This window comes from Ruegeria sp. N4, from assembly GCF_056531425.1.
Genome location: NZ_JBQFLT010000004.1, coordinates 16125 through 37330 on the forward strand (window position 1 = coordinate 16125; position 21206 = coordinate 37330).

A 21206-nucleotide genomic window follows, 5' to 3' on the forward strand; every position below is an offset into this window, starting at 1 on the left:
AAACAAAATAAGGCAAGCAGGCTTCTGATCATTCCGATGCGCGCGCCCCGCCCGTCTTGCGCTTACTTGCCGCGCGGATGCGATCGGCGGCACGCCGTTTCCATTCCAGCCTGTCTGACTCAGTCTCCAGCGTTTCGACTGTATCCGTCTCCAACTGGAAAGTCGCACTCATGGGCATCAAGCCATCCACGACCATCATGTTTTGAACCGAAGGGTCAATCGTCAGCGTTCCTGTAAGTCTCACCGGTTCATGAAAATAGCTGGGCGTCCAATCGCCGTTCAACCGTACGCGGATCATCTGGTTCGGCGGCGGCGGGGGCATGTGACTGCACATCCCGCGTTCCGGAACCAGATACACCACAGATCGCCCGTCAGGATCGGTCGGGGCTGGAATGGCAAAGCCCGCAAGTGTGATTGTCTGACCATCGAATTGCGGATTACCTTGTGTGCCAGCCTTTCTTCGGCGTTCTGTCACAACCTCTCGCTGATCGAGCAGCCAGTCGACATCAATTCCGTCTGCCGACAATGCGCCCTCGGTTTCAGTCAGCAGCTCTTGCCATTTCTGTCTTTCCTCAACGCTGCCGACATTCTGCTGCAGTCTGCCGCGCAGGCGCACGACGAAAAGGACATCATCGAACTGTTCGGGGGCAAGATCGCGATACGGGTCGTCAAAGATCTGTGTTGACGGATCCGGCAGGTCAGACCAGCCCAGCGAAATGCCGGATGCCGCCATGGCGGAATGACACCCCATTCCCAGCGTTGCGATGGTAAAAACTTGAAGCCATTGGCGCATGAAACTCTCCAACGTCTATCTACCGATCAATCCAGTGTGTTTTTGTAGATCACGCCGTCCTTCATGATCAGGCGGATCGATTCCGGACTGTCCGGCCTCGGGTCTGCGCCGAACCACTGGTCACCGGTGCCAACGACCGAGAAATCCTCAAGCGGGTTGCCGTCTATCAGCAGGATGTCGGCATAGGCACCTTCCTCGATCACGCCCAGTTTTCCTTCCGGATAGGGGTTCATGAAATCACCGCTAAGTGCCGCGATCTCGCCACCTACCGAAGTCAGGGTTACCATCGACGCATAGGGGCCGAAGAAATGGTTGTTCAAATGTTTCTCGTAGGCGATCTGGATGTTGCACGCTTCGACTGAGCCCACGCAATCGGTTTGGAATCCGCGCGGCGCCGGGCATTCCTTCATGCTGGGAATATAGGCTTCGAAGGTCGCCGAGGCCGATTTGGCTTTCCTCAAACTGTTAGGGTTGTTTTTCACGGACGGAACGTCAAGAAGGCCCGGATCAAATGCCGTGATGTTCGTCGTGATGTACGCTCCTTTTTCTTTCATCAAAGCAGAAATTTCGCAGTCAAAGTGAAAACCGTGTTCAATGGTTCTGACCCCTGCATTCAAGGCATTGATGATCGCTTCTTTGCGGTAGGAATGTGCCATGACATAGGTGCCGTACTCGTTGGCAACCTGAACAGCGGCCTCAATCTCTTCCTTCGAACCGGCGAGCAACTGCCATGGATCGAATGCCGAAATCACCCCACCTGATTGCATGAACTTCAGTTGCGTGGCACCCATGCGCAAGTTGTTGCGGCCATACATGTAAATTTCGTCAACACCGTTGACCTGTTGGGCCATATTCAGAGTGCCAAAGTTGGTCACCCCGCCCGGCGGAGATGTGAAAGATGCGAAGTCGGCATGGCCGCCGCGCGTCCCGAGAAATGCGCCGGAAGGATAAAAGCGGGGGCCGACGATCTGGCCTGCGTCTATTGCGCGCCGCAGCCCGCCACCAGCGCCCCCGGCATCGCGAACGGTCGTGAAGCCCTGCATCAGGTACATTTCGGCCATCCGGGTCCCGTGGATGGCGAAATCCTCCCAGGTCGAGTTGGTTTCCATCTCAGCAATCGATGGCCCCATGAGCATCAGGTGCGCGTGGTTCTCGATAAAGCCCGGTGTCAGCGTGCGCCCGCCGCCGTCGATCACGATGGCATCAGGGGCATCGATAGCATCCGTTGAAACCGACGTGATCAGATTGCCTTCGACCAGAACACTGGCATTCTCGATACGCTGTTCGTTGACACCGTCAAAGACGTGGACGTTGGTAAACAGCGTTTGAGGTTCCACTTGGTCCTGAGCCTGTGCGGACGCCGACAGTGTCAGGGCCGCCGCAAAGATCACCGTTGTGCGAAGGGGCAATTGTAAGCCGGGCATAGGGTCTCCCTTTCATATTCACCAATTCCTAACTGTAGCCCGGAAATTCTTGGCCCGGTTGCCAGTTTCGAATTAGGATGTTCGAATATGACTGTAAAAGTGGCCACTGAGCAAACCGGCAAAGGGTGACAAGCTTGCCTTTAAACTCCACGATTTCGGAACATAGCGAGGGCTTTGTCCGCCTCGCTTTGGCGGCTCCGTTTTTGCAATATCTCACTGACCGCAAAATCAATCCGCAACCCGCCCTGGATCAGGTCGGATTGAAGGCTGAGCTGCTGTCCGACCCATCTGTCTATGTCCATTCAGAACTGGTCTATGGTCTGATAAATGCCTTCGCGGACTTGGCAGGGGATCGGTATCTTGGGTTGAAAGTGGGGGAAACATTTGACCTGCAGGCGTGGCCTCCGTTCGCTCAGGCCCTGCAATCGACACATACCCTATTCGAATTTTTCGCCCGTTTCGTGGGGCTTGTCCCGCGCGAGTCCAATTCTGTAAGGCACAGCCTTGTCGTTGACGCGGACAAGGCGATCTATCGAATCCAGAGGCAACAGGAACCAACAGTCCCACCTGTTCAGGTGACCGGCTTCGGCGCCGCCATCTATGTGCGCCTCTTGCAGACCGTCGTCGGATCGTCATGGGATCCGTCCCGAGTGCGATGGGAAAGCAGATACATCAATGGCCTGCCCATTGGCTACAAGGGGATTGAGGTTGGTCTTGGAACCGATCCCGGAATGCAGATCAGCTTTCCTGTGGAATGGTTGTTTTTGCACCATGTCTCACAAGATGCCACCACCGCTGAGTTTTCACCCCGGCGGCACGAGGAAGTAACTGTGGTGGCTGCTTTGCGATCCGTCCTGCGCGACAAACTGGACGAAACCAATCTGGGGCCAGAGGTGGTGGCCGGGCTGTTGGGCATACAGCCCGAGCGGTTACTGAAAGCCCTTAGGCACCAAAGGACAACCTTGACCCGCGAGGTCAAACGGCTGCGTGTCGATGTGGCCAAAGAGCATCTTAGAGAAAACAAGAGGACAATTGCCGAGATCGGTCTCATGCTTGGTTATTCAGACAAGTCCCACTTCACGCGTTTCTTTCGCGGCCAGACCGGCATGACGCCGACCAAATTCCGCCTTGGATCGTAACGCACAGCAGCCATAGCGCCCCGGCGTCAGTCGGCGCGTGTCAGACGCTGGCTTCCCGCGACCCGTGCATCAGCTGGGTCGATGAGCCAAACCAAACAGGTGCGTCCCCTTCTGACCATGTCGGGTATTTTGTCATAACCTGTTCGAAAGATGTGCTCTCCAGAAACCGATTCAGCCAACCGATCAAATTCGGCCAGGGCTGCACGTCGAACCACGGTTTGTCGACAAAGGCGAACTGACGCACGAAAGGCAAAATGGCCAGATCGGCCAGCGTTGGACGCTCGCCAAACAGCCAGCGCTGTCCGGTGAGTTGCGCATCAAGCTTTATAAGATGCGCTGACGCTTTTCCACGTTCGGTCGCGGGGTCCAGATCCGGATACCGCGTTGCGTATTTCGTGTGATCCAAAGCCGCCTTGAACGGGCCGTCATTGGTTTCGATCAAATCCCAACCTGCCTGTGGCATGTCCAAGAGACGGGCCGGGTCATTCTGGTTCAAGGCCCAGAGCATGACCTCAAGGCTCTCATCCAGCACCCCGCCTTTCATCCGTAGCGCCGGAACCGTGGCCGAGGGAGATGTGTCCAGAAAGGCCTCGGGTTTGTCCCGCAACAGGATTTCCCGCAATTCGACCTGCACACCGGCGCTGAGGATCGCCAGGCGTGCCCGGATCGCGTAGGGGCAGCGACGAAAAGACCAAAGGATCGGCAGGTGGGCCATGATGCAAATACCCTCATCAGAGACAGGCGCAACTTAAACTTTGCGACACCATGCGCAACCACCGCAAGACATCAGTGTCAGCGACGCGCCGGGTGATCGGCGCGTCGGGGTACCCGATTTATACCGTTGCACTAACCCTCGACAGCCTGCCCGTCCGCATCGAAGAAACGCAGTTTTTCGGGCAGGAAATGCAGCCCGATCCAGGTTCCTGCGGTCAGATCCGTATCGCCGTTCAGACGAACCGTCACTTTCTCTTCAAAGCCGCAATCGACGATCAGGAACGTATCGGCACCCAGATACTCGACCACTTCGATGGTGCCATCCGTCTGACCTGCACCGGGGGCGACCACCTCGATATGTTCGGGGCGGATGCCCACGCGGGTCGCTTCGCCCGTCAGGTCGAACGTGCCGGACCCGCCATTATCCAGATGGTAGGCACCATCCCGTGTTGTGCAGGGCATGATGTTCATCTTCGGGCTGCCGATGAACTGGGCGACAAACAGATTGGCCGGGCGTTCATACAATTCGCGCGGCGTACCGACCTGAGCGATCTTGCCGTATTCCAGCACCACGATCCGGTCTGCCAGCGTCATCGCTTCGACCTGATCGTGGGTCACATAGATCATCGTGCGTTTGAGGTTCTGATGCAGTTTCGCGATCTCGTACCGCATCTCGACCCGCAACGCGGCGTCGAGGTTCGACAGCGGTTCATCGAACAGAAACGCGGTCGGATCCCGCACGATCGAGCGCCCGATGGCAACGCGCTGTCGCTGGCCACCGGACAGATCCTTGGGCCGCCGTTCCAGAAACGGTTCCAGTTTCAGAACTTCGGCCGCCCTGCCGACCTGCTCGTGAATCTCGGCCTTGGCTACGCCTGCGACCTTGAGCGAGAAGCCCATATTCTCGGCCACGGTCAGATGCGGATAAAGCGCATAGGACTGGAACACCATGGTCAGGCCCCGCTTGGAGGGCGGATGATCCGTGACGTCATTGCCGTTGATCAACAGCTCACCGCGCGAGATATCTTCAAGCCCGCCGATCATGCGCAACAGCGTGGATTTGCCGCAGCCGGACGGGCCGACAAACACGACGAACTCGCCCTCTTCGATCTGCAAGTCGATCCCTTTGATGACCTGCGCGGTTCCAAACCACTTTTCGACGCCTTTAAGTTCGATGCTACCCATTAGGACCTCCCTGCCCAGTGCAGCCAGACAGCGGCTGTCCAGGTGAATGCGTTACCACCAGCGGGGCTGCCGGTTGTTGGATCGAAGTACTCGGCAAACCCGAAGGTCGAGATCAGCTCGGCCGTTTTGCGGCGCAAGTGGTCTGCCTCGGCTGTATGGCCCATGTCTTTCAGGCCGAAGCCGATCATCATGTTCATGATTGCCCAGGTCGGCCCGCGCCAATAGCGGCGGGCGTCGAAGCCGGGCATGGTTGGATCGTAGCTTGGCACCGGATGCGGGACGGTGTTCAGCACCGTCCTGATCCGGTCCAGCATGGCATCCGAGTCGACACCCGCGAACCAGCACATATAGGACGCGTTAGACACAGTGCCCGACCATTCGCCCGAATGGGCATCGCGCGAGTCGAAGGACGCAAGATCCTCGTTCCACAGCGACAGCGCGCCGGCCTCAAGCCGCGCTATGTCATCCGCCAAACCATCGGCATTCAGATGCAACGCCTCACTGACCGCCAGCAAATCCCGCGCGGCGCGCAATGTGGTGAATGTCATGGTCGGGTCAGCCACGCGGAACGGGTTGTCCGCCAGCAATCTCTGCTGATCCCATTGGGCATCGCGTCCGATCTGCACCAGTTTGATATAGCGATCATAGTCGAACTTGGTCGGGCGATCCTCGCTGTTCACATGGGCTGTATCGCGGCGCTGGTATTCACCAACATCGGATGCGTCCATGCGCGCCATGGTCTTGTCCCAGTCGGGCGCATTGTCGCGACCGGCCTCCCAGGGATGGGTGGTGCATACGGCGTCATGCTCGTCCAGACGCCATTTCACGATCCAGCGATGCCAGGCCAGCATGGCCGGAAACAGCGCCCGGATGCGCGCCTCACCCGCGTCTGGGTCTTGTTCCCAGATTTTGCGCGCCATCGTCGCGGCAATCGGCGGCTGGATGATACCCGAGGACGGGATCGGCCCATGGCAGCCCCACACATCGGGGCCCGGGAAATAGCCGTCATCCTGTTGGTGGAACAGGATATGCGGCACCATGCCGTCATCCCACTGGCCCGAGAACAACGTCTCAAGCTCGACCCAGGCGCGGTCGATGTCGAACTCGGCAAAACCAAGTGCGGCAATCGCGCTGTCCCAGTTCCACTGATAGGGATACAGCCCTTCGGTGGGGATGGTGTAACCGCCGCGATCATTGGCAACCAGAATGTTGCGCGCCTCGCGGTCGGGGTTGGTATGTTGGTTCATTTCGGTCATCCTTTGACAGACCCCGCAGTCAGGCCCTTGGTCATGAAACGTTCAAGCCCCAGGAACAGCGCCATGATCGGGACTGTGGCAATCACCGCACCGGCCATCAGGTGCTGTCGGGGGATTTCGGAAGAGTTCAGCATCGTCACCCCTCGGGTCAGGGTGAATTTCGACGGATCGTCCAGCAGCATGAAGGCCAGCAGGAATTCATTCCAGGCGATCATGAAGACGTAAAGCGACACAGATGCCAGCGCAGGCAGGCTCAGCGGCAAGGTAATCTTCCAGATCACGGCCAGACGCGACAGGCCATCCATCAGACCGGCCTCTTCCACCTCAGTCGGAAGACCCCGGAAGTAGCCTTGCAGCATATACAGCGCGACCGGGATCGTCGTGACCGGGTAGATCATAACGATGCCAAGGATCGAGTTGCGCAGGCCGGTCAGCGAGAACGCGATGTAGATCGGCAACGCCAGAACGATCATCGGCACCATATAGATCAGCAGGATCGAGCGTGAGAACGCCTTTTGCCCTTTGAACCGGAACCGCGCCACCGCGTAAGCCCCCGGAACACTGAAAGCCAGCGTGATGAACACCGTCAGGACCGAAACGTAGAACGAGGTCCACAGATAGGTGCCGAAGTTGAAGTCCCGGAACAGCTCGGAATAGCTGCGCAACAACGCCCAGCCCTGTGACAGATCAACCGAGAAATCCAGCGGGTTCTGCAACAGCGCCTGCTGTGATTTCAGGCTGGTCATAACCATCACGTAGAAAGGGATGATGACAATGGCGGTGAAGAAGATGTAGCCAAAGCCGGTGCAGAACCGGATCACCGCGTCCTCGAATTCATGACGGGTGAGTTCGCCGAACGGCAGCTCTTTCAGGATTTCCGCCATCGACAGGTGCATCACCACCGCAAGCGAAATCACGGTAATCAGCGTGGCTTGCAGGGTGGTGTCCGATCCGATCAGAACCGGGCCAAAGCCGGTCAGGCAGGACAGGCACAACAGGGCCGACACGCCCAGACGTGCCGGGGCATGGCGTTCCGGGAACCGGACATAGGCCAGGCCCGCGACCGCGCCCCAGATCAGGCTCAGCAGAACCTGCGGGCGGAACGCCGCCCCTGTTGCGAAGGACATAGTGACCGCGATGGTGGTGGCAATCACCACCAACCAAAGCGCGCCCAGTACGGGGCCAGTGACAAAGCCGTTGCGCATCACAAACCCTCCTCACGGCTGATAAACTTGAAGAAAACAAAGCTGAAGGCGATCAGGCACATCAGGATGACCACGGCCACCGCCGCGCCCGCCCCGATGTTCGAGACGGCAAAGGCCTGCTCGTATACATTCACGGTCAGCGTGCGGGTGCCCGCATTGCCGCCGGTCAGCAGGAAGATGTCGTCGAACTTGTTGAACGTCCAGATAAAGCGCAGCAGGAACAGCACCGACAGGATGCCCAGCAGTTGCGGGATGCTCAGCAGCCAGAACTTCTGGAAGGGCGACGCCCCGTCCATATCCGCCGCCTCATACATGCTGGAATCGATGGACTGCATCCGCGCCAGAATGAACAGGAAGGACAGCGGGAAATAGCGCCATATCTCGAACACCGTGACCATGATCAGGGCCAGAGGGCGTTCGCCGAAGAAGTTGATTGGATCACTGGTCAGGCCCATCTGCATCAGCAGCGCATTGGCCGAGCCCGAGAAGGGATCGAACAGCGTCACCCAAGTAAAGGCAACGGCAATGACAGGCGCCACATAGGGGAACAGGTACAGGCCGCGGATAAAGCCCTGCCCTCGGAAGCTCTTGTTCAGCAGCAGCGCCGCGAACAGGCCCATGACCAATGCGCCAATGGTGCCAAAGACCGTGTAGAACAGAGTGACCCACAGCACGCCCCAGAATTCAGACCCATCAAATACGCGGGCGAAGTTTTCAAGGCTGAATTCGAAATTCGTCAGAACGCTCGGCCCGCTGCCGGTGGTGGCCGGTTCGGACCCTTCGACCAGATCCTCGAACACGTCCGGGTCGCCATCGACGGAGACAGGGATGCGGATGCGCTCGCGCTGACCGCCTTCCAGCGTTCCGAAATCGCAGAACAACTCTTGCCCGTTCAGGGCACAGGGCGCTGCGACCTCGCCAATTGGTGCAACGCCATCCGGCAACACATCGCTGAGGGTCACGCCTTCGATGGCGATCTCTTGGCTGGAATTGCGCAGGCGGTATTCGATTTGCAGATCGTCGCCCGATCCGCGCAGGCTTTCGCGGACAACAGGCGCGGGTGGGCGCAGGTCGGACAGCGTGAAGGGCTTGAAGCTGATCCAGATGATTGCCAGCAAAGGCAGGATCACCACAAGCGATACACTGATCACGGTCGGAGCCAGCAGCGTCCAGGCCAGACGCGCCTCGCGTTTGGCTAACGCCCCGGTTCCGGTCGGTGGGGTGGCCGAAGACATTTGGGATACCTCGAAGGGATGGGGGCAGCGGCGCGAACGCCGCTGCAGTGCCATTGGAAGGTGGCGTTACTCGACCTTGGCGAGTTCTTCGTTCATGGCTGCAACAGCAGCTGCGGCGTCAATTTCGCCGTCGATATATTGACGGACAACGCGGTTAATCGCTTGGCTGTTGACCATTTTCGAGGCCAGCGCCAGTTGGCCTTCGGCCACGCCCCAGCGCTGGGCCACGTCCAGACCGCCGACGATTTCGTCGATCATGGCCTGTTCGTACAGCTCACCCAGCGGCGCTTTGCGGTCGACACCTACGGGCAGATCCGCCCACGCCTCAGAAAACGCAGTCGGGTTGTCGGCGTTGCCGCGACGGACCGGGAATTTGCCCTCGGGCGCGATGGCCAGTGTTTGGGTATAGCCTTCGTCCATGGCGAATTTCACGAACTCCATCGCCGCATCGGTATCCGCGTCGTTGGTGATGCCAAAGTACCGCACATCGCCCCAAGCCGCACCGTCAGGGTTCGACGGGCCCGACAGTTTGGTCACAATGCCGGTCTTGCTGGCCAGATCGCGCGAGGTCGGATCGTCGTTGATGGTCGGCGGGGCGCTGTCACGCAGGCCGGCCAGTTCGTCCAGAATGAAGGGCGACCAGATGATCATCGCGGCCTTGCCGTCAAAATACAGCTCGCGCGACTGCTTCCAATACAGCTCACCCGGAGGTGACGCCTGCGAGATGGCTTTGTAGAAATCCAGAACCTCGGTGGTCTTGGCCTCATCCAGCGGCTGGAACCCGTCAGGACCAACCGGTGAGACGCCATTGGCCAGGAAGACATGCTCCAGCACCTGGCTCATGAAGTTCTCGTCAACCTTGGTGGCCGAGACAAAGCCATACATCTCGGGCGGGTTATGCAAAGCCTCCAGCGCGGCCTGAATGCCCGCAAAACTGTCCGGCGCATCCAAACCGGCCCCTTCGAACAGGTCCTTGCGATAGACCACCATCTGGGTCCATCCATCCACCGGAACAGATGCGGTTTCATCCTTGAACGCAGCCATTCCCAACGCGCCAGGAGCGAACGTATCTGCCCCCAGCTCTTCGATCACTTCGGTTGCGGCTTCGGTGTCCAGAATTCCGGCCTCGGCCCAGGGCAGCGCGTATTGCAGCGGGTGATAGACCACATCGGGCAGGTCCCCGGCGGCAAACGCGGCTGTTGCGCGCGTGCCCAGATCGCTTTCGGTGATCGGAATGACCTCGACCGTGGTGCCTGTTTCGGCTTTGAACTGATCGGCCATCTCTTGCTGCTTGGCCAAACGCTCGGGCTGTTCTTCGGTGGTCCAGAAGCGGATCGTATCCGCCTGCACGGACATCGCGGTCAGCGCCAATGCCAGGGACGAGCCTAACATCAGCTTGGCTGCTTTCGGCGTGAGTTTCATGATTGGTTTCCTCCCAATTTACTTTCTGTCGTCTCTTTGATTTTCGTTGCCAGCGCGTCCGAGCCCAGCAGCGGCGGACCGTCCGAGGCCCGTTCGATCAGCATCGCCTCACCCAGCTCGCGCAGTGTGCCCGGTGCTTCGCCCCGGATCTGACGGATAAGCAGGGTGGCCAGACGCTCACCCGCAGCGCGAGAATCGACGCTGAAGGTTGTCAGGGCCGGGTTGGCGTACTGGCACTCCGGAACACCGTCATATCCGGTCACCGAAACGTCCCGGCCAATCTGCAAGCCAAGGTCAGCAGCAACGGGATAGAAGCCCAATGCCGCAAGATCGGTGGCAAAGATGATCGCAGTTGGCGGACGGTTCAGCGCCATCAGGGCACGCGCTTCGATTGCGCCCTCTTCGCGTGTCCGCGCGCCTTCGCGGATCAGATCGGGGTCGAATGGCAGGTCGGCAATGCGCAGCCCTTCGATATATCCGTCCCGACGCAGATGGCTGTAGTTGAACTTGGGATCGCTGCCGACATAGCCGATGCGCGTATGCCCATGGCTTGCCAGCCGCAGAACCGACTTGAGCATCGCGGATTCGCCCGAAATATCGAACCACGAGATATCATCCGGCACTTTGGCCCCGCCATAGCCGGTGCGCCCATAAAGGATATGCGGCACGCCCAGATTGCGCAGGAACCGAACCCGCGCGTCGTTGACGGCGGTACGCGGCAGGATAAAGCCGTCTGCCTTGTGTTCCTCGACCAGACGGCCAAGCACCTTGAGCGTGTCCTGCTCCGAATGCGCCGTTGAAATCGTCATGGTCCAGCCGAAACCGCTGGCCGCCTCGCATGCGCCTGCCAGAAACTCTTGCAGGAACGGGTTGTGACCGTCCGGCTCATCTGTGTTGAGCACCATGGCCAGCGCCCGAACACGCCCGGTCCGAATGGCCTGCGCGTGGCTGAGCGGGCGATACCCAAGCTTGCGCGCCATGGTTTCGACCCGCTTTCGGGTGGTTTCGGAAATGTCCGGATAACCGTTCAAAGCCCGCGAAACCGTGCTTTTGGACAAGCCCAGACGGGCCGCAAGTTCATTGATCTTTACACGGCGCGAAGATTGCGGATTTTCACCCGCCGTTTCGTATTGCCGATTTGTAAGATTCGCTCCCATGTCTTCATTTTTTGTTGCCGAAACCGGTTTCGGCAACAGAAAATCTTATCAGCCGCGCTGTAGCGCCAATCAAGGGCACAACTTCACGTGGTAGGAATGCAGGATTTTCCGGAGTTATCAGCCGGCCTCAGCCGGTTGTTGGAGGCAACGCCACTTTTGACGAAACGGAACAGTTAACCCGCGTCACCCCCAACTTTGGATATCCTGGACAACTCTCTCGGCATTGTCCGGGATGATCAGGAATTAAAGGCACTCGGCCAGGGTCTTTGCCATGTTCCGGATGACCTGAGGGTACAGGTCCACGCCGGGTTCAAGGTCCGAGCCCAGCGGGTCAATGACGCCGGTATTCGCGTCGGTGCCGCCCAGAACGGTTTCAATGATCCCCGGATTGAACTGCGGCTCGGCCAGAACGCAATCGATCCCCTCTTCCGTGATCCTGCCCTGAATCTCGGTAATCCGCGCGGGGCTGGGATCGGCTGCGTCGCCAATCGAGATCGCACCCGAGGCGGGCAAATCAAACGCGTCCTCAAAGTACTGATATGCATCGTGGAAGACGATAAAACTGCCGCCGCGAACGGGGTCCAACATCTGTGCAACCTCGGTCGAAAGCGCCTCAAGCTCTTCCCGCCCGGCGGCCGCATTGGCGAAATAGGCACCGGCATTATCAGGGTCTGCCGTTGACAGTTGGGCCGCGATCTCGTTCAACCAAGTTCCGGCGTTTTCGGGCGACAGCCAGGCGTGCGGGTCATGCGCGCCATGGTGATGGCCGTCGTGATCGTCATGGTCGTCATGCCCCGCATGGTCTTCATGATCATGGTCATCATGATCCTTGGCGTCGGCATGATCATCGTGGTCGTCGCGATCGTGGTCGTCGTGACCATCCGAGTCCGCATGATCTTCGTGATCATGGTCATGGTCTTCATCTTTGGCATGATCATCGTGGTCGTGATCAGGGTCATGATCGTGGTCATCATCCTTAGCGTGATCTTCATGATCGTCGTGATCATGGTCGTCATGATCGTCATCCGCGTGGTCTTCGTGGTCATGATCATCATGGTCATCATGGTCCCCGTGATCATGCGCCTCAAACAGCGCGCTTTCACGGAAATCCAGCAGAACGGTGCCGTCGGCCTCAAGCAGCGTCGTAACAGTTGCACCTTCGGCCAGTGTTTCGACTGCGCTTTCCATCCAGGGCGTCAGATCCTCACCCAGCCAAAACACCAGATCCGCCTCTTGCAGCGCCTCAGCTTCGGATGGGCGCAGGTTGTATTCGTGCGGCGAAGCCCCAGCCGGGATAATCAGGTTCGGCTCGCCAACGCCTTGCATGACCCGCGCCACAAGCGAATGCACCGGCGCAATATCAACTGCCACATTCGGCACATCGGCAATCGCCGTGCCCCCCATCAACGCGGCTGTGATCGAAACGGGAAGGAGCTTTCTGGACATCGGGAACCCTATGTGATTTTATAACGTTACCAGCGAAATACATGATATATAATAACATGACAAGTGAGACACCGCCCGCCACGGCTGAAGAAGCCACCCTGCTTGGGTTCAACAAGCACGACCACGCCTCGTGCGTTGCAACCGGTTTGGCCAATGCCCAGGCGCATTGCCAGGCAGAAGGGCTGCGCCTGACACCTGTGCGCCAGAAGGTTCTGGAAATGTTGCTGCAAGAGCATCGGGCGCTTGGGGCCTATGCGATTCTCGACCGTTTGCGTGAAGAAGGCTTCGGGTCGCAACCGCCGGTGGCCTATCGTGCGCTGGACTTTCTGGTCGAGCATGGGTTTGCCCATAAGATCGAGCGACTGAATGCCTTTGTCGCCTGCGCGCATCCCGGGGCTTCGCATTCCCCGGCCTTCATGATCTGCCGCAAATGCGATGCCGTGGCCGAGGCGTATTCCGCCCCCGCCAAAGGCGCGCTTGGCGCCGCCGCGCGCGCCGTCGGGTTCGAGATCGAACGCACCGTCGTCGAAGCCGAAGGCATCTGCCCCGACTGCACCGAGAAAGCCTGATCATGACTTTGGTTTCTGTAAAGGATCTCAGCGTCCGCTACGGCGCAAACACCGTATTGCGCCACGTAAACATGGCCGTTGAGCCGGGCGAGATCGTGACCATCGTGGGTCCGAACGGGTCGGGCAAAACCAGCCTGCTGCGCGCCATCATTGGCGCGACCCAACCCGCTGCGGGGCATATCACGCTCAAAAAAGGGCTGCGGATCGGATATGTGCCGCAAAAGCTGCATATCGATCCGACGCTGCCGATCTCGGTCGAGCGGTTCATGCGCCTGACGGATCGGGTGTCAAAACAGGATTGCGCGGCGGCCCTGAAAACCGCCGGTGTCCCGGACCTGCTGAAACGGCAGATGTCGCAGCTGTCCGGTGGTCAGTTTCAACGGGTTATGCTGGCGCGCGCGCTGATCAACCGGCCTGAAGTTCTGCTGCTGGATGAGGCCACGCAGGGACTGGACCAACCCGGCTCTGCCGCCTTTTACCGCCAGATCGAAGACGTGCGCCGGGAAACCGGATGCGCCATCCTGATGATCAGCCACGAGCTGCATGTGGTCATGAGCGCGTCGGACCGCGTGATCTGTCTGAACGGTCATGTCTGCTGCGAAGGCTCGCCCGCCGTGGTCGCCTCGGCCCCCGAATACAGGGCGTTGTTTGGGACAGGCACGGGGGGCGCATTGGCGCTGTATCGTCATGACCATGATCACGATCATGATCATGGCTCGAACTCTCAGGAAGCTGCAGAATAATGCTTGATGATTTTATGACCCGCGCGACGCTCGCCGCAATTGGCGTGGCATTTGCAGCCGCGCCACTGGGATGCTTCGTGGTGTGGCGTCGGATGGCCTATTTCGGCGACGCGACGGCCCATGCCGCCATTCTGGGCGTCGCTCTGTCACTGGCGCTCCAAATGTCCATTTTCCCTGGGGCGCTGGCGGTAGCACTTGTAATGGCCTTAACGGTCACTCTCCTGACCGGGCGCGGCTATGCTATGGACACTTTGCTCGGCGTTATGGCCCATTCGGCACTGGCGTTCGGTCTGGTCGCCGTTTCATTTCTGTCCGGCATTCGGATCGACCTGATGGCCTATCTGTTTGGAGATCTTCTGGCCGTTTCCAAAAGCGATCTGGCCGTCATCTGGGGTGGAGCCGCTTTGGTGGTGGCCCTGATTTCTTGGCGTTGGTCCCACCTGCTGACCGCGACGCTGAACGAGGAACTGGCCTATGCCAGTGGCTACAACCCCAAGCGCGAACAATTGATCCTGACCCTGTCGCTGGCGGTAACAGTCGCGGTTGCGATCAAGGTGGTCGGCGTGCTTCTGATCGCCGCCATGCTGATCATCCCCGCTGCCGCAGCCCGCAGTCTGGCGCGATCGCCCGAGTCCATGGCCTTGATTGCCGCCCTTATCGGGACGACCTCATCGATCGTCGGCCTGAGGGCGGCTTATGTGTTCGACACGCCAGCCGGCCCCTCAATCGTATGCGTGGCGGCTGTGCTGTTCGCCTGTTTCAGCCTGCTGGGCTGGCAAGGCCGCAAGACCTGATCAAAGCTCAGGACAACCGCGCGCCGCTTTGGTCGAACATGTAAACGCTCTGCGGATCGAAGGCGAGGCGGATGTCCTGCCCTTCTTCGACCCGATGCTGCCCGAAGAGGCGGGCGGTGATCTGGTGGTCCTGGACCTTGGCAATGACGTTGGTGTCACCGCCCAGATGCTCGACATGGCTGACCCGTGCCTGAAGCGCGCCGTTGTCGTCCAGCACCAGATCCTCGGGGCGCACACCCATAGTTCTGTCATCCCCGTCCTGCATCAGTCCGGCGGGGAAGAAGTTCATCGAAGGTGAGCCCAGGAACCCGGCAACGAACTGGTTGGCCGGGTTGTTATACAGCTCCATCGGCGAGCCGATCTGTTCAACACGACCATCGCGCAGGACAACGATCTTGTCGGCCAAGGTCATCGCCTCGGTCTGGTCATGGGTGACGTAGATCATCGATCCGCCAAGCTGACGGTGCAAGTTTGCAATCTCCAACCGCGTATTCATGCGCAGCGCCGCATCAAGGTTGGACAAAGGCTCGTCAAACAGGAACAGTTTGGGCTCGCGCACAATGGCCCGGCCAATAGCCACGCGCTGACGCTGTCCACCGGACAACTCGGATGGGTAGCGGTTCAGATAGGGACCCAGATCCAGCATCTGGCTGGCCTTGGCGATACGCTCTTCGATCACCGCCTTGGACTGGCCTTCCTGCTTCAGCGCCAGCGTCATGTTCCCGCGCACGTTCAGATGCGGATAGAGCGCATAGCTTTGGAACACCATCGCGATCCCGCGTTTGGACGGTGGGGTCAGATTGACCAGCTCATCGCCGATCCGCACCTCGCCCGAGGTTGCATCCTCAAGCCCCGCAATCACGCGCAGCAGGGTGGATTTGCCGCAGCCCGAGGGGCCGACGAAGACGACGAACTCGCCCTCTTCCACGTCAAGATTGATGTCTTTCAGAACGTGAACCTCACCAAAGGACTTGTTCACATCTTTCAGGGTCAGCGCGGTCATGTGGCGTCCTCCTTCAGCGATACGGGTTGGCCGGTGCGAATGCTTTCATCCGCGGCCAGGCATATGGCCAGCGATTGCACGGCGTCGTTCATGTGGCGGGTCAGGTCGATGCCTTCCGAGATGGCGCGGAGCATGTACGCCTGCTCGGCATCGCAGAGCTCTTGATGGCCCGGCTCATCCGGCATCTCGACGGTGGTGTCACCATCCGGTCTGTGCACAAGAATGCTGCCAACCTTGGTGTGGCCGTCGATATCTGCCGATGCGCCTTTGTTGCCATCCATGATCGAGACCGATCCGTTGGGTGAGACGATGTCTTTCACGAAAAACGCCGTCTCGGACATCATCGGACCCCAGCCAGCCTCATACCACCCGACCGAGCCATCGGCGAAGACGACCTGAAACTGGCCGTAGTTATACATCTCTTCCGGTATCTCGTCGGTCAGCCGCAGGCCCATGCCATGCACGCGGACAGGGTCGGCATCCGTGATCTGGCACATGACGTCGACGTAATGCACGCCGCAATCCACAATCGGGCTGGTGGTCTGCATCAGCGCCTTATGCGTCTCCCACTCCGCGCCCGAGGATTGCTGGTTCAGGTTCAGGCGGAAGACATAGGGACCGCCCAGCCCCCGCGCCTCTTCGATCAACCGAATCCACGACGGGTGATGACGCAGGATGTAGCCGACAACCAGTTTGCGCCCGGTCCGCTTGGCCGTATCGACAACCCGCTTGGCATCTGCAACGGTCATTGCCAGAGGCTTTTCGACAAACACATGCGCCCCTGCTTCCATCGCCTTGCAGGCATAGTCCACGTGGGTGTCGGTATAGGTTGCGATAACGGCAAGGTCCGGAGTGGTGTCCGCCAGCGCCGCCTCGAAATCGTTAAACGCGGGATAACCTGCCAGATCGGGATGCGAAATCTTCCCCGTCCGGTTCACCAGACCAACGATTTCGGCCTCCGGGTGGTGGTGATGGGCCAGCGCGTGGCTCAGGCCCATATTCCCTAGACCGGCAACAAGAACACGGATCATTTGACAGCCCCCGAAGTCAGACCGCGGATCAATTGCCGCGAGAAAATTACGTACAGGATCAACACCGGTAGGATCGCCATGGACAGCGCCGACAAGACCGCGTTCCAGTCGGTGACGAACTGGCCAATGAAGACCTGCGAGCCCAGCGTCAGCGTCTTGGTTTCCTCGGCCGGGGCAAGGATCAGCGGGAACCAGAGGTCGTTCCAGATCGGGATCATGTTGAACACCGCAACCGTCGCCATGGCCGGGCGCACCAGTGGCAGAACCAACCGGAAGAAGATCGCGTATTCCGACAGCCCATCAACCCGGCCCGCGTTTTTCAGATCGTCTGAAACCTGCCGCATGAACTCACTGAGGATAAACACCGCCAACGGCAACCCCTGCGCCGTGTAGACCAGGATCAGCGCCCATAGCGTGTTGACCAGACCGGTGGCGACCATCATCTCAAGGATCGCAACGGTGCCGATGCGGATCGGGATCATGATGCCCAGCGCCAGATACAGGCCCATCAGCAGGTTGCCTTTGAAACGGTATTCACTCAGCGCGTAGGCCGCCATTGCGCCGAACAGCAGGATAAAGAACAGCGACGCGACCGTGACGATCATCGAATTCTGGAAGTAGAGGAAGAAATCCCCCTGTTTCATCACTGTCTGGTAGCCAATCAGCGAGAAACTGTCGGCATCGGGCAAGGCCAGCGGCTGACGAAAGATCGCTTTGCGGTTTTTGAAACTGTTGATCAGGATGACAAAGACGGGGAACAGCGCGATCAGCGTGTACAGGATCAACGCCCCGTGCATACCGAATGCGTTCAATGGATTCGTACGCGCTTTGCTCATAGCTGATACCTCCGCATCCGGGTCTGGATACCAAACAGATAGATACAGACGCCCACCAGAATGATCGCGAACATGGCCCCGGCGATGGCCGATCCCATATGCGGGTCGCCCAGTTGCAACTGGAAACCGAAGAAGGTGCGGTACATGAAGGTGCCCAGAATATCGGTTGAAAAGTCAGGCCCGGCCAGCGCGCCCTGCGCGGCATAGATCAGGTCAAACGCGTTGAAGTTCCCCACGAAGGTCAGGATTGAGATAATCCCGATCGAGGGCAAGATCAGCGGCAGCTTGATTTTCCAGAACGCAGACATGCCGGTGATGCCGTCAATCTCTCCGGCCTCAAGAATCTCTTCGGGTATGGTCAACAGCGCGGCATAGATCAGCATCATCGGAATACCGACAAACTGCCAGACCGAGATCAGCGCCAGCGTCGTCAGGGCGTATTCCTCTTTGCCCAGCCACGGCGCGAACAGGGATTTCAGTCCGACCGCATCCAGCATGGATGGCGCGATGCCCCAGATGGGTGACAGGATCAGCTTCCATGCAAAGCCGACGATTACAAAGGACAGAATCGTGGGGATGAAGATCGCCGACCGATAAAGCGCGGCAAACCGCAGGCGCGGATGGGCGAGCAGCGCAGCCAACGCGATGCCGATCGGGTTCTGTACCAGCATGTGAATCAGGAAGAACCAGAAATTGTTCCCCAGCGCGTTCCAGAATTGCTCGGCCCAGATGGGATCGAAGAACAGCGTTCTGAAATTGTCGAGCCCGACAAACACCCTCTCCTGATCGATGCGCGAATACAGCGCCAGACGCAGGGTGTTGAACAGGGGAAAGATCATCACGGCGGTGTAGACGATCACGGCTGGCGCAAGGAATACGACGATATGCCAGCGAATGCGGCCGGGGTTCATGGTTCGATCTCCGGGGGTAGAAGGACCCGGGCGACAGATACGCCCGGGATGTGTGCAACAGCGGTGGGCTTACTGATGCGGCGCGTACCAGCTGGCCAGACCATCCTGAAGCTGCTGGCCCAGCTCGTCCGGTGAGGCACTGCCCTTGATGGCGGCAACCGAGGCACCCCAGGTTTCATTCTCAAGGTTCGGCGTACCGCGCGACAGGATCTGATAGGTCGAACGGATCGTGCTTTCACACTCGCCACGCCACCCGACGATTTCCTTGGCAAGCGGGTCTTTCAACTCGACCGGGGTCGAGGACAGCGGGAAGAAACCCGGCAGGGCATTGCCAAAGATCTCGGCGAATTCAGGGCTGGCAACCCAGGCCAGGAAAGTGCGCGCGGCCTCGGAATTTTCGCTGGCCGCGTTCATACCGATACCGATATCGGTGTGATCCGAGATATAGCAGGTGTCGCCCGCATTCTGGACCGGCGGCTTGAACGCGCCCATTTCGAAATCGGCCTGCGCGTTGAAGCCCGAAATCTCCCACGAACCGGCGGGATAGATCGCCGCGCGTCCCAGGGTAAAGATGTTCTGACTGTCCGGATAGGTCTGCGCCTCATACCCGTCGCCCAGATAATCCGCCCAGCGCGCCAGCGTCGCGTAGGGTGCGATCCATTGCGCGTCAGTCAGCTTCTGCTCGCCCGCGATCAGGGCCAGACGGCCTTCTTCGCCCTTCCAATAGTTCGGGCCGATATTGTTATAACCCATAGTGGCCGCTTCCCACTGGTCATTCGTGCCCATGGCCATCGGGATGTAATTGCCGTCTTCCTTGAAGGCATCGAGCACCGCAAAGAACTCATCTTCGGTGGTCGGAGCCTCAAGACCCAGTTCAGCGAAGGCATCCTTGTTGTAGATAAACCCATGGATCACCGACGCCATCGGAACGCAGAAACTGGCCGATCCGTCATCCGTCTGCCATGCAGATTTCGCCACGTCCGAGAAATTCCCCATCGCGTCCAGATCAGACAGGTCGGTCAGGTGCCCCGCCTCATACAGCGCCAAAGAGGCATCGAAGGGACGGCACGTGATCAGATCACCCGCAGACCCCGCATCGAGTTTCGAGTTCAACACGGCATTGTACTCGGCAGGTGCAGAGGGCGTGAACTGGACCTTGATGCCGGGATGCTTGGCCTCAAAGGCCGGGATGATCTTGTCCTGCCACAATGTCAGGTCATCGTTGCGCCAGCTTTCAATGGTCAGCGTGACGTCCTCGGCATAGGCGCCCGTTGCCACAAGGGCAGTGGTGGCCAGCGCCAGCGATAGTGAATTGCGTTTCATCATAGTCCTCCCAGGTTATTGTCATTCAAGCCGCGACAGCGCGGCCCGCAGGTTTCCTTCGGTTTCATGAAGCAGCGCATGGGCCGCATCGGGGGCAACCCCGTTTGCCACCAGAACAGCGGGCTTGACCTGCCCCCCGATCTGATCCAGCGCGGCGGATGCCGCAGCAACATCAACGCCCGCGATCCGCGCCACCATAGACGCTGCACGCGCCCGTAGTTTTGCGTTATCGGCCCGCAGGTTGACCATCATCCCGTCATGAACATGGCCCAATTCCATCGCCATCAGCGTCGACAGCATGTTCAGCGCAATTTTCTGCGCCGTCCCCGCGCCCATTCGGGTCGAGCCGGACAGCACTTCGGGCGGCGTGCTCAGGCAAATCGCGTGATCCGCGAGCTCCAGCAAGGTCGAGCCCGCATTATTGGCGATCCCCACAACGGTGGCCCCTCGGGACCGGGCGATCCGGGCGGCTTCGACGGTAAAAGGCGTCGTGCCGCTGGCCGAAACGCCGATCAGCAGGTCGCGCGCCGTCAGGGTCTCAAGATCACGGTCCAGCCCGGCGGTATCATCCTCGGTTGCGCCCGGCATTTCGACACCGGTTGGCAAACCGCCTGCGAAATGGATTTGCAACTGCGCAGGCGGAATCGAAAAGGTTCCGCCCAACTCTTGCGCATCAGCAGCCGCCATCAACCCGGAAGACCCCGCCGCCGCATAGTGCAGGACGCCACCGCCACGAAGGGTCGCCGCCATCTGCGCCGCTGCGGCAGCAATTTCGGGAACAGCAGCCCGGACCGCCGTCGCGGCCTCGATCTGAGCATCCGCCAGCACAGCCGCAACATCGGCCAACGGGCGTGCATCCAGCCCCTTTGCCAATCCGTGCAATGCTTCTGTCTGTGTGGAATGCACCTGATTCCCCCCTCCAACTCCGGAAACAATACCTTTATAATACCTTTTGTCTACAAGAATCTTTTTGAGACCTTCTTGGCGGTAAAATACAGGCGTTTTTCGCGATTTTGGTAT

Annotated in this window: 20 protein-coding genes; 4 read left to right on the forward strand and 16 right to left on the reverse strand. The window is 59.3% G+C overall.

The genetic code is table 11. The features are described from left to right. Positions 1-28: 28 nt before the first annotated feature. Complete coding sequence (locus ACR0LW_RS07940) at positions 29-793, reverse strand: DUF3299 domain-containing protein (protein WP_480882172.1); 765 nt, start codon at positions 791-793, stop codon at positions 29-31. Between the two features lie 26 nt (positions 794-819). Then, positions 820-2217, reverse strand: coding sequence for an amidohydrolase family protein (locus ACR0LW_RS07945; RefSeq protein WP_480882173.1), 1398 nt, complete (start codon positions 2215-2217; stop codon positions 820-822). Positions 2218-2420: 203 nt separating this feature from the next. Here ACR0LW_RS07945 and ACR0LW_RS07950 point away from each other — a divergent pair, with 203 nt between their 5' ends. Then, positions 2421-3356, forward strand: a complete 936-nt coding sequence (locus tag ACR0LW_RS07950) for a helix-turn-helix domain-containing protein (RefSeq protein WP_480882174.1) — start codon at positions 2421-2423, stop codon at positions 3354-3356. Between the two features lie 40 nt (positions 3357-3396). Here the strand turns inward: ACR0LW_RS07950 and ACR0LW_RS07955 are convergent, their stop codons facing one another. The 8 genes from ACR0LW_RS07955 to ACR0LW_RS07990 all read right to left on the reverse strand — a co-directional run bounded on the left by ACR0LW_RS07955 (position 3397) and on the right by ACR0LW_RS07990 (position 12976). Further along, positions 3397-4071 (reverse strand): glutathione S-transferase, encoded by a 675-nt coding sequence (locus ACR0LW_RS07955; protein WP_480882175.1) that lies wholly within the window; start codon positions 4069-4071, stop codon positions 3397-3399. A 131-nt stretch (positions 4072-4202) separates the two neighbouring features. After that, a complete protein-coding gene (locus ACR0LW_RS07960) occupies positions 4203-5255 on the reverse strand; it encodes an ABC transporter ATP-binding protein (RefSeq protein ID WP_480882177.1) in 1053 nt (350 codons plus the stop codon). Continuing rightward, complete coding sequence (locus ACR0LW_RS07965) at positions 5255-6502, reverse strand: MGH1-like glycoside hydrolase domain-containing protein (protein ID WP_480882179.1); 1248 nt, start codon at positions 6500-6502, stop codon at positions 5255-5257. Before ACR0LW_RS07965 ends, ACR0LW_RS07960 begins: the two co-directional genes overlap by 1 nt. A 5-nt stretch (positions 6503-6507) precedes the next feature. Continuing rightward, on the reverse strand, positions 6508-7716 hold the full coding sequence (locus tag ACR0LW_RS07970) for a carbohydrate ABC transporter permease (protein ID WP_480882180.1): 1209 nt from the start codon (positions 7714-7716) through the stop codon (positions 6508-6510). Beyond that, positions 7716-8951, reverse strand: coding sequence for a carbohydrate ABC transporter permease (locus tag ACR0LW_RS07975; protein ID WP_480882181.1), 1236 nt, complete (start codon positions 8949-8951; stop codon positions 7716-7718). Before ACR0LW_RS07975 ends, ACR0LW_RS07970 begins: the two co-directional genes overlap by 1 nt. 66 nt (positions 8952-9017) lie before the next feature. Beyond that, positions 9018-10373, reverse strand: a complete 1356-nt coding sequence (locus ACR0LW_RS07980; RefSeq protein ID WP_480882182.1) for an ABC transporter substrate-binding protein — start codon at positions 10371-10373, stop codon at positions 9018-9020. Further along, positions 10370-11530 (reverse strand): LacI family DNA-binding transcriptional regulator, encoded by a 1161-nt coding sequence (locus tag ACR0LW_RS07985; protein WP_480586480.1) that lies wholly within the window; start codon positions 11528-11530, stop codon positions 10370-10372. Before ACR0LW_RS07985 ends, ACR0LW_RS07980 begins: the two co-directional genes overlap by 4 nt. Positions 11531-11773: 243 nt before the next feature. After that, positions 11774-12976 (reverse strand): zinc ABC transporter substrate-binding protein, encoded by a 1203-nt coding sequence (locus ACR0LW_RS07990; protein WP_480882183.1) that lies wholly within the window; start codon positions 12974-12976, stop codon positions 11774-11776. Positions 12977-13032: 56 nt separating this feature from the next. Between ACR0LW_RS07990 and ACR0LW_RS07995 the strand changes: the two genes are divergently transcribed. From ACR0LW_RS07995 to ACR0LW_RS08005, 3 genes are read left to right on the forward strand one after another with little or no spacing between them, the layout of a single operon-like run. Further along, the gene (locus tag ACR0LW_RS07995; RefSeq protein ID WP_170455473.1) at positions 13033-13545 is read left to right on the forward strand and encodes a transcriptional repressor; all 513 of its coding nucleotides are present in this window, start codon (positions 13033-13035) and stop codon (positions 13543-13545) included. A 2-nt stretch (positions 13546-13547) separates the two neighbouring features. After that, entirely contained in the window at positions 13548-14288 is a 741-nt protein-coding gene (locus tag ACR0LW_RS08000) for a metal ABC transporter ATP-binding protein (protein ID WP_480882184.1), read from the forward strand. Continuing rightward, positions 14288-15082: a metal ABC transporter permease gene (locus tag ACR0LW_RS08005; protein ID WP_480882185.1), complete on the forward strand. Its 795-nt coding sequence runs from the start codon at positions 14288-14290 to the stop codon at positions 15080-15082. Before ACR0LW_RS08000 ends, ACR0LW_RS08005 begins: the two co-directional genes overlap by 1 nt. 7 nt (positions 15083-15089) lie before the next feature. Here ACR0LW_RS08005 and ACR0LW_RS08010 read toward each other — a convergent pair whose 3' ends face one another. The 6 genes from ACR0LW_RS08010 to ACR0LW_RS08035 all read right to left on the reverse strand — a co-directional run bounded on the left by ACR0LW_RS08010 (position 15090) and on the right by ACR0LW_RS08035 (position 21092). Beyond that, a complete protein-coding gene (locus tag ACR0LW_RS08010) occupies positions 15090-16085 on the reverse strand; it encodes an ABC transporter ATP-binding protein (RefSeq protein WP_170633153.1) in 996 nt (331 codons plus the stop codon). Further along, entirely contained in the window at positions 16082-17116 is a 1035-nt protein-coding gene (locus tag ACR0LW_RS08015; protein WP_480882186.1) for a Gfo/Idh/MocA family protein, read from the reverse strand. The genes ACR0LW_RS08010 and ACR0LW_RS08015 overlap by 4 nt, the downstream gene beginning before the upstream one ends. Further along, entirely contained in the window at positions 17113-17952 is an 840-nt protein-coding gene (locus ACR0LW_RS08020) for a carbohydrate ABC transporter permease (RefSeq protein ID WP_170522396.1), read from the reverse strand. The genes ACR0LW_RS08015 and ACR0LW_RS08020 overlap by 4 nt, the downstream gene beginning before the upstream one ends. Then, entirely contained in the window at positions 17949-18863 is a 915-nt protein-coding gene (locus ACR0LW_RS08025) for a carbohydrate ABC transporter permease (RefSeq protein ID WP_170737109.1), read from the reverse strand. Before ACR0LW_RS08025 ends, ACR0LW_RS08020 begins: the two co-directional genes overlap by 4 nt. 69 nt (positions 18864-18932) lie before the next feature. Continuing rightward, a complete protein-coding gene (locus tag ACR0LW_RS08030) occupies positions 18933-20186 on the reverse strand; it encodes an ABC transporter substrate-binding protein (RefSeq protein ID WP_480882187.1) in 1254 nt (417 codons plus the stop codon). A 21-nt stretch (positions 20187-20207) separates the two neighbouring features. Further along, positions 20208-21092 carry an N-acetylmuramic acid 6-phosphate etherase gene (locus tag ACR0LW_RS08035; RefSeq protein WP_480882189.1) on the reverse strand — a complete coding sequence of 295 codons (885 nt, stop codon included), beginning with the start codon at positions 21090-21092 and terminating at the stop codon, positions 20208-20210. Positions 21093-21206 lie beyond the last annotated feature (114 nt).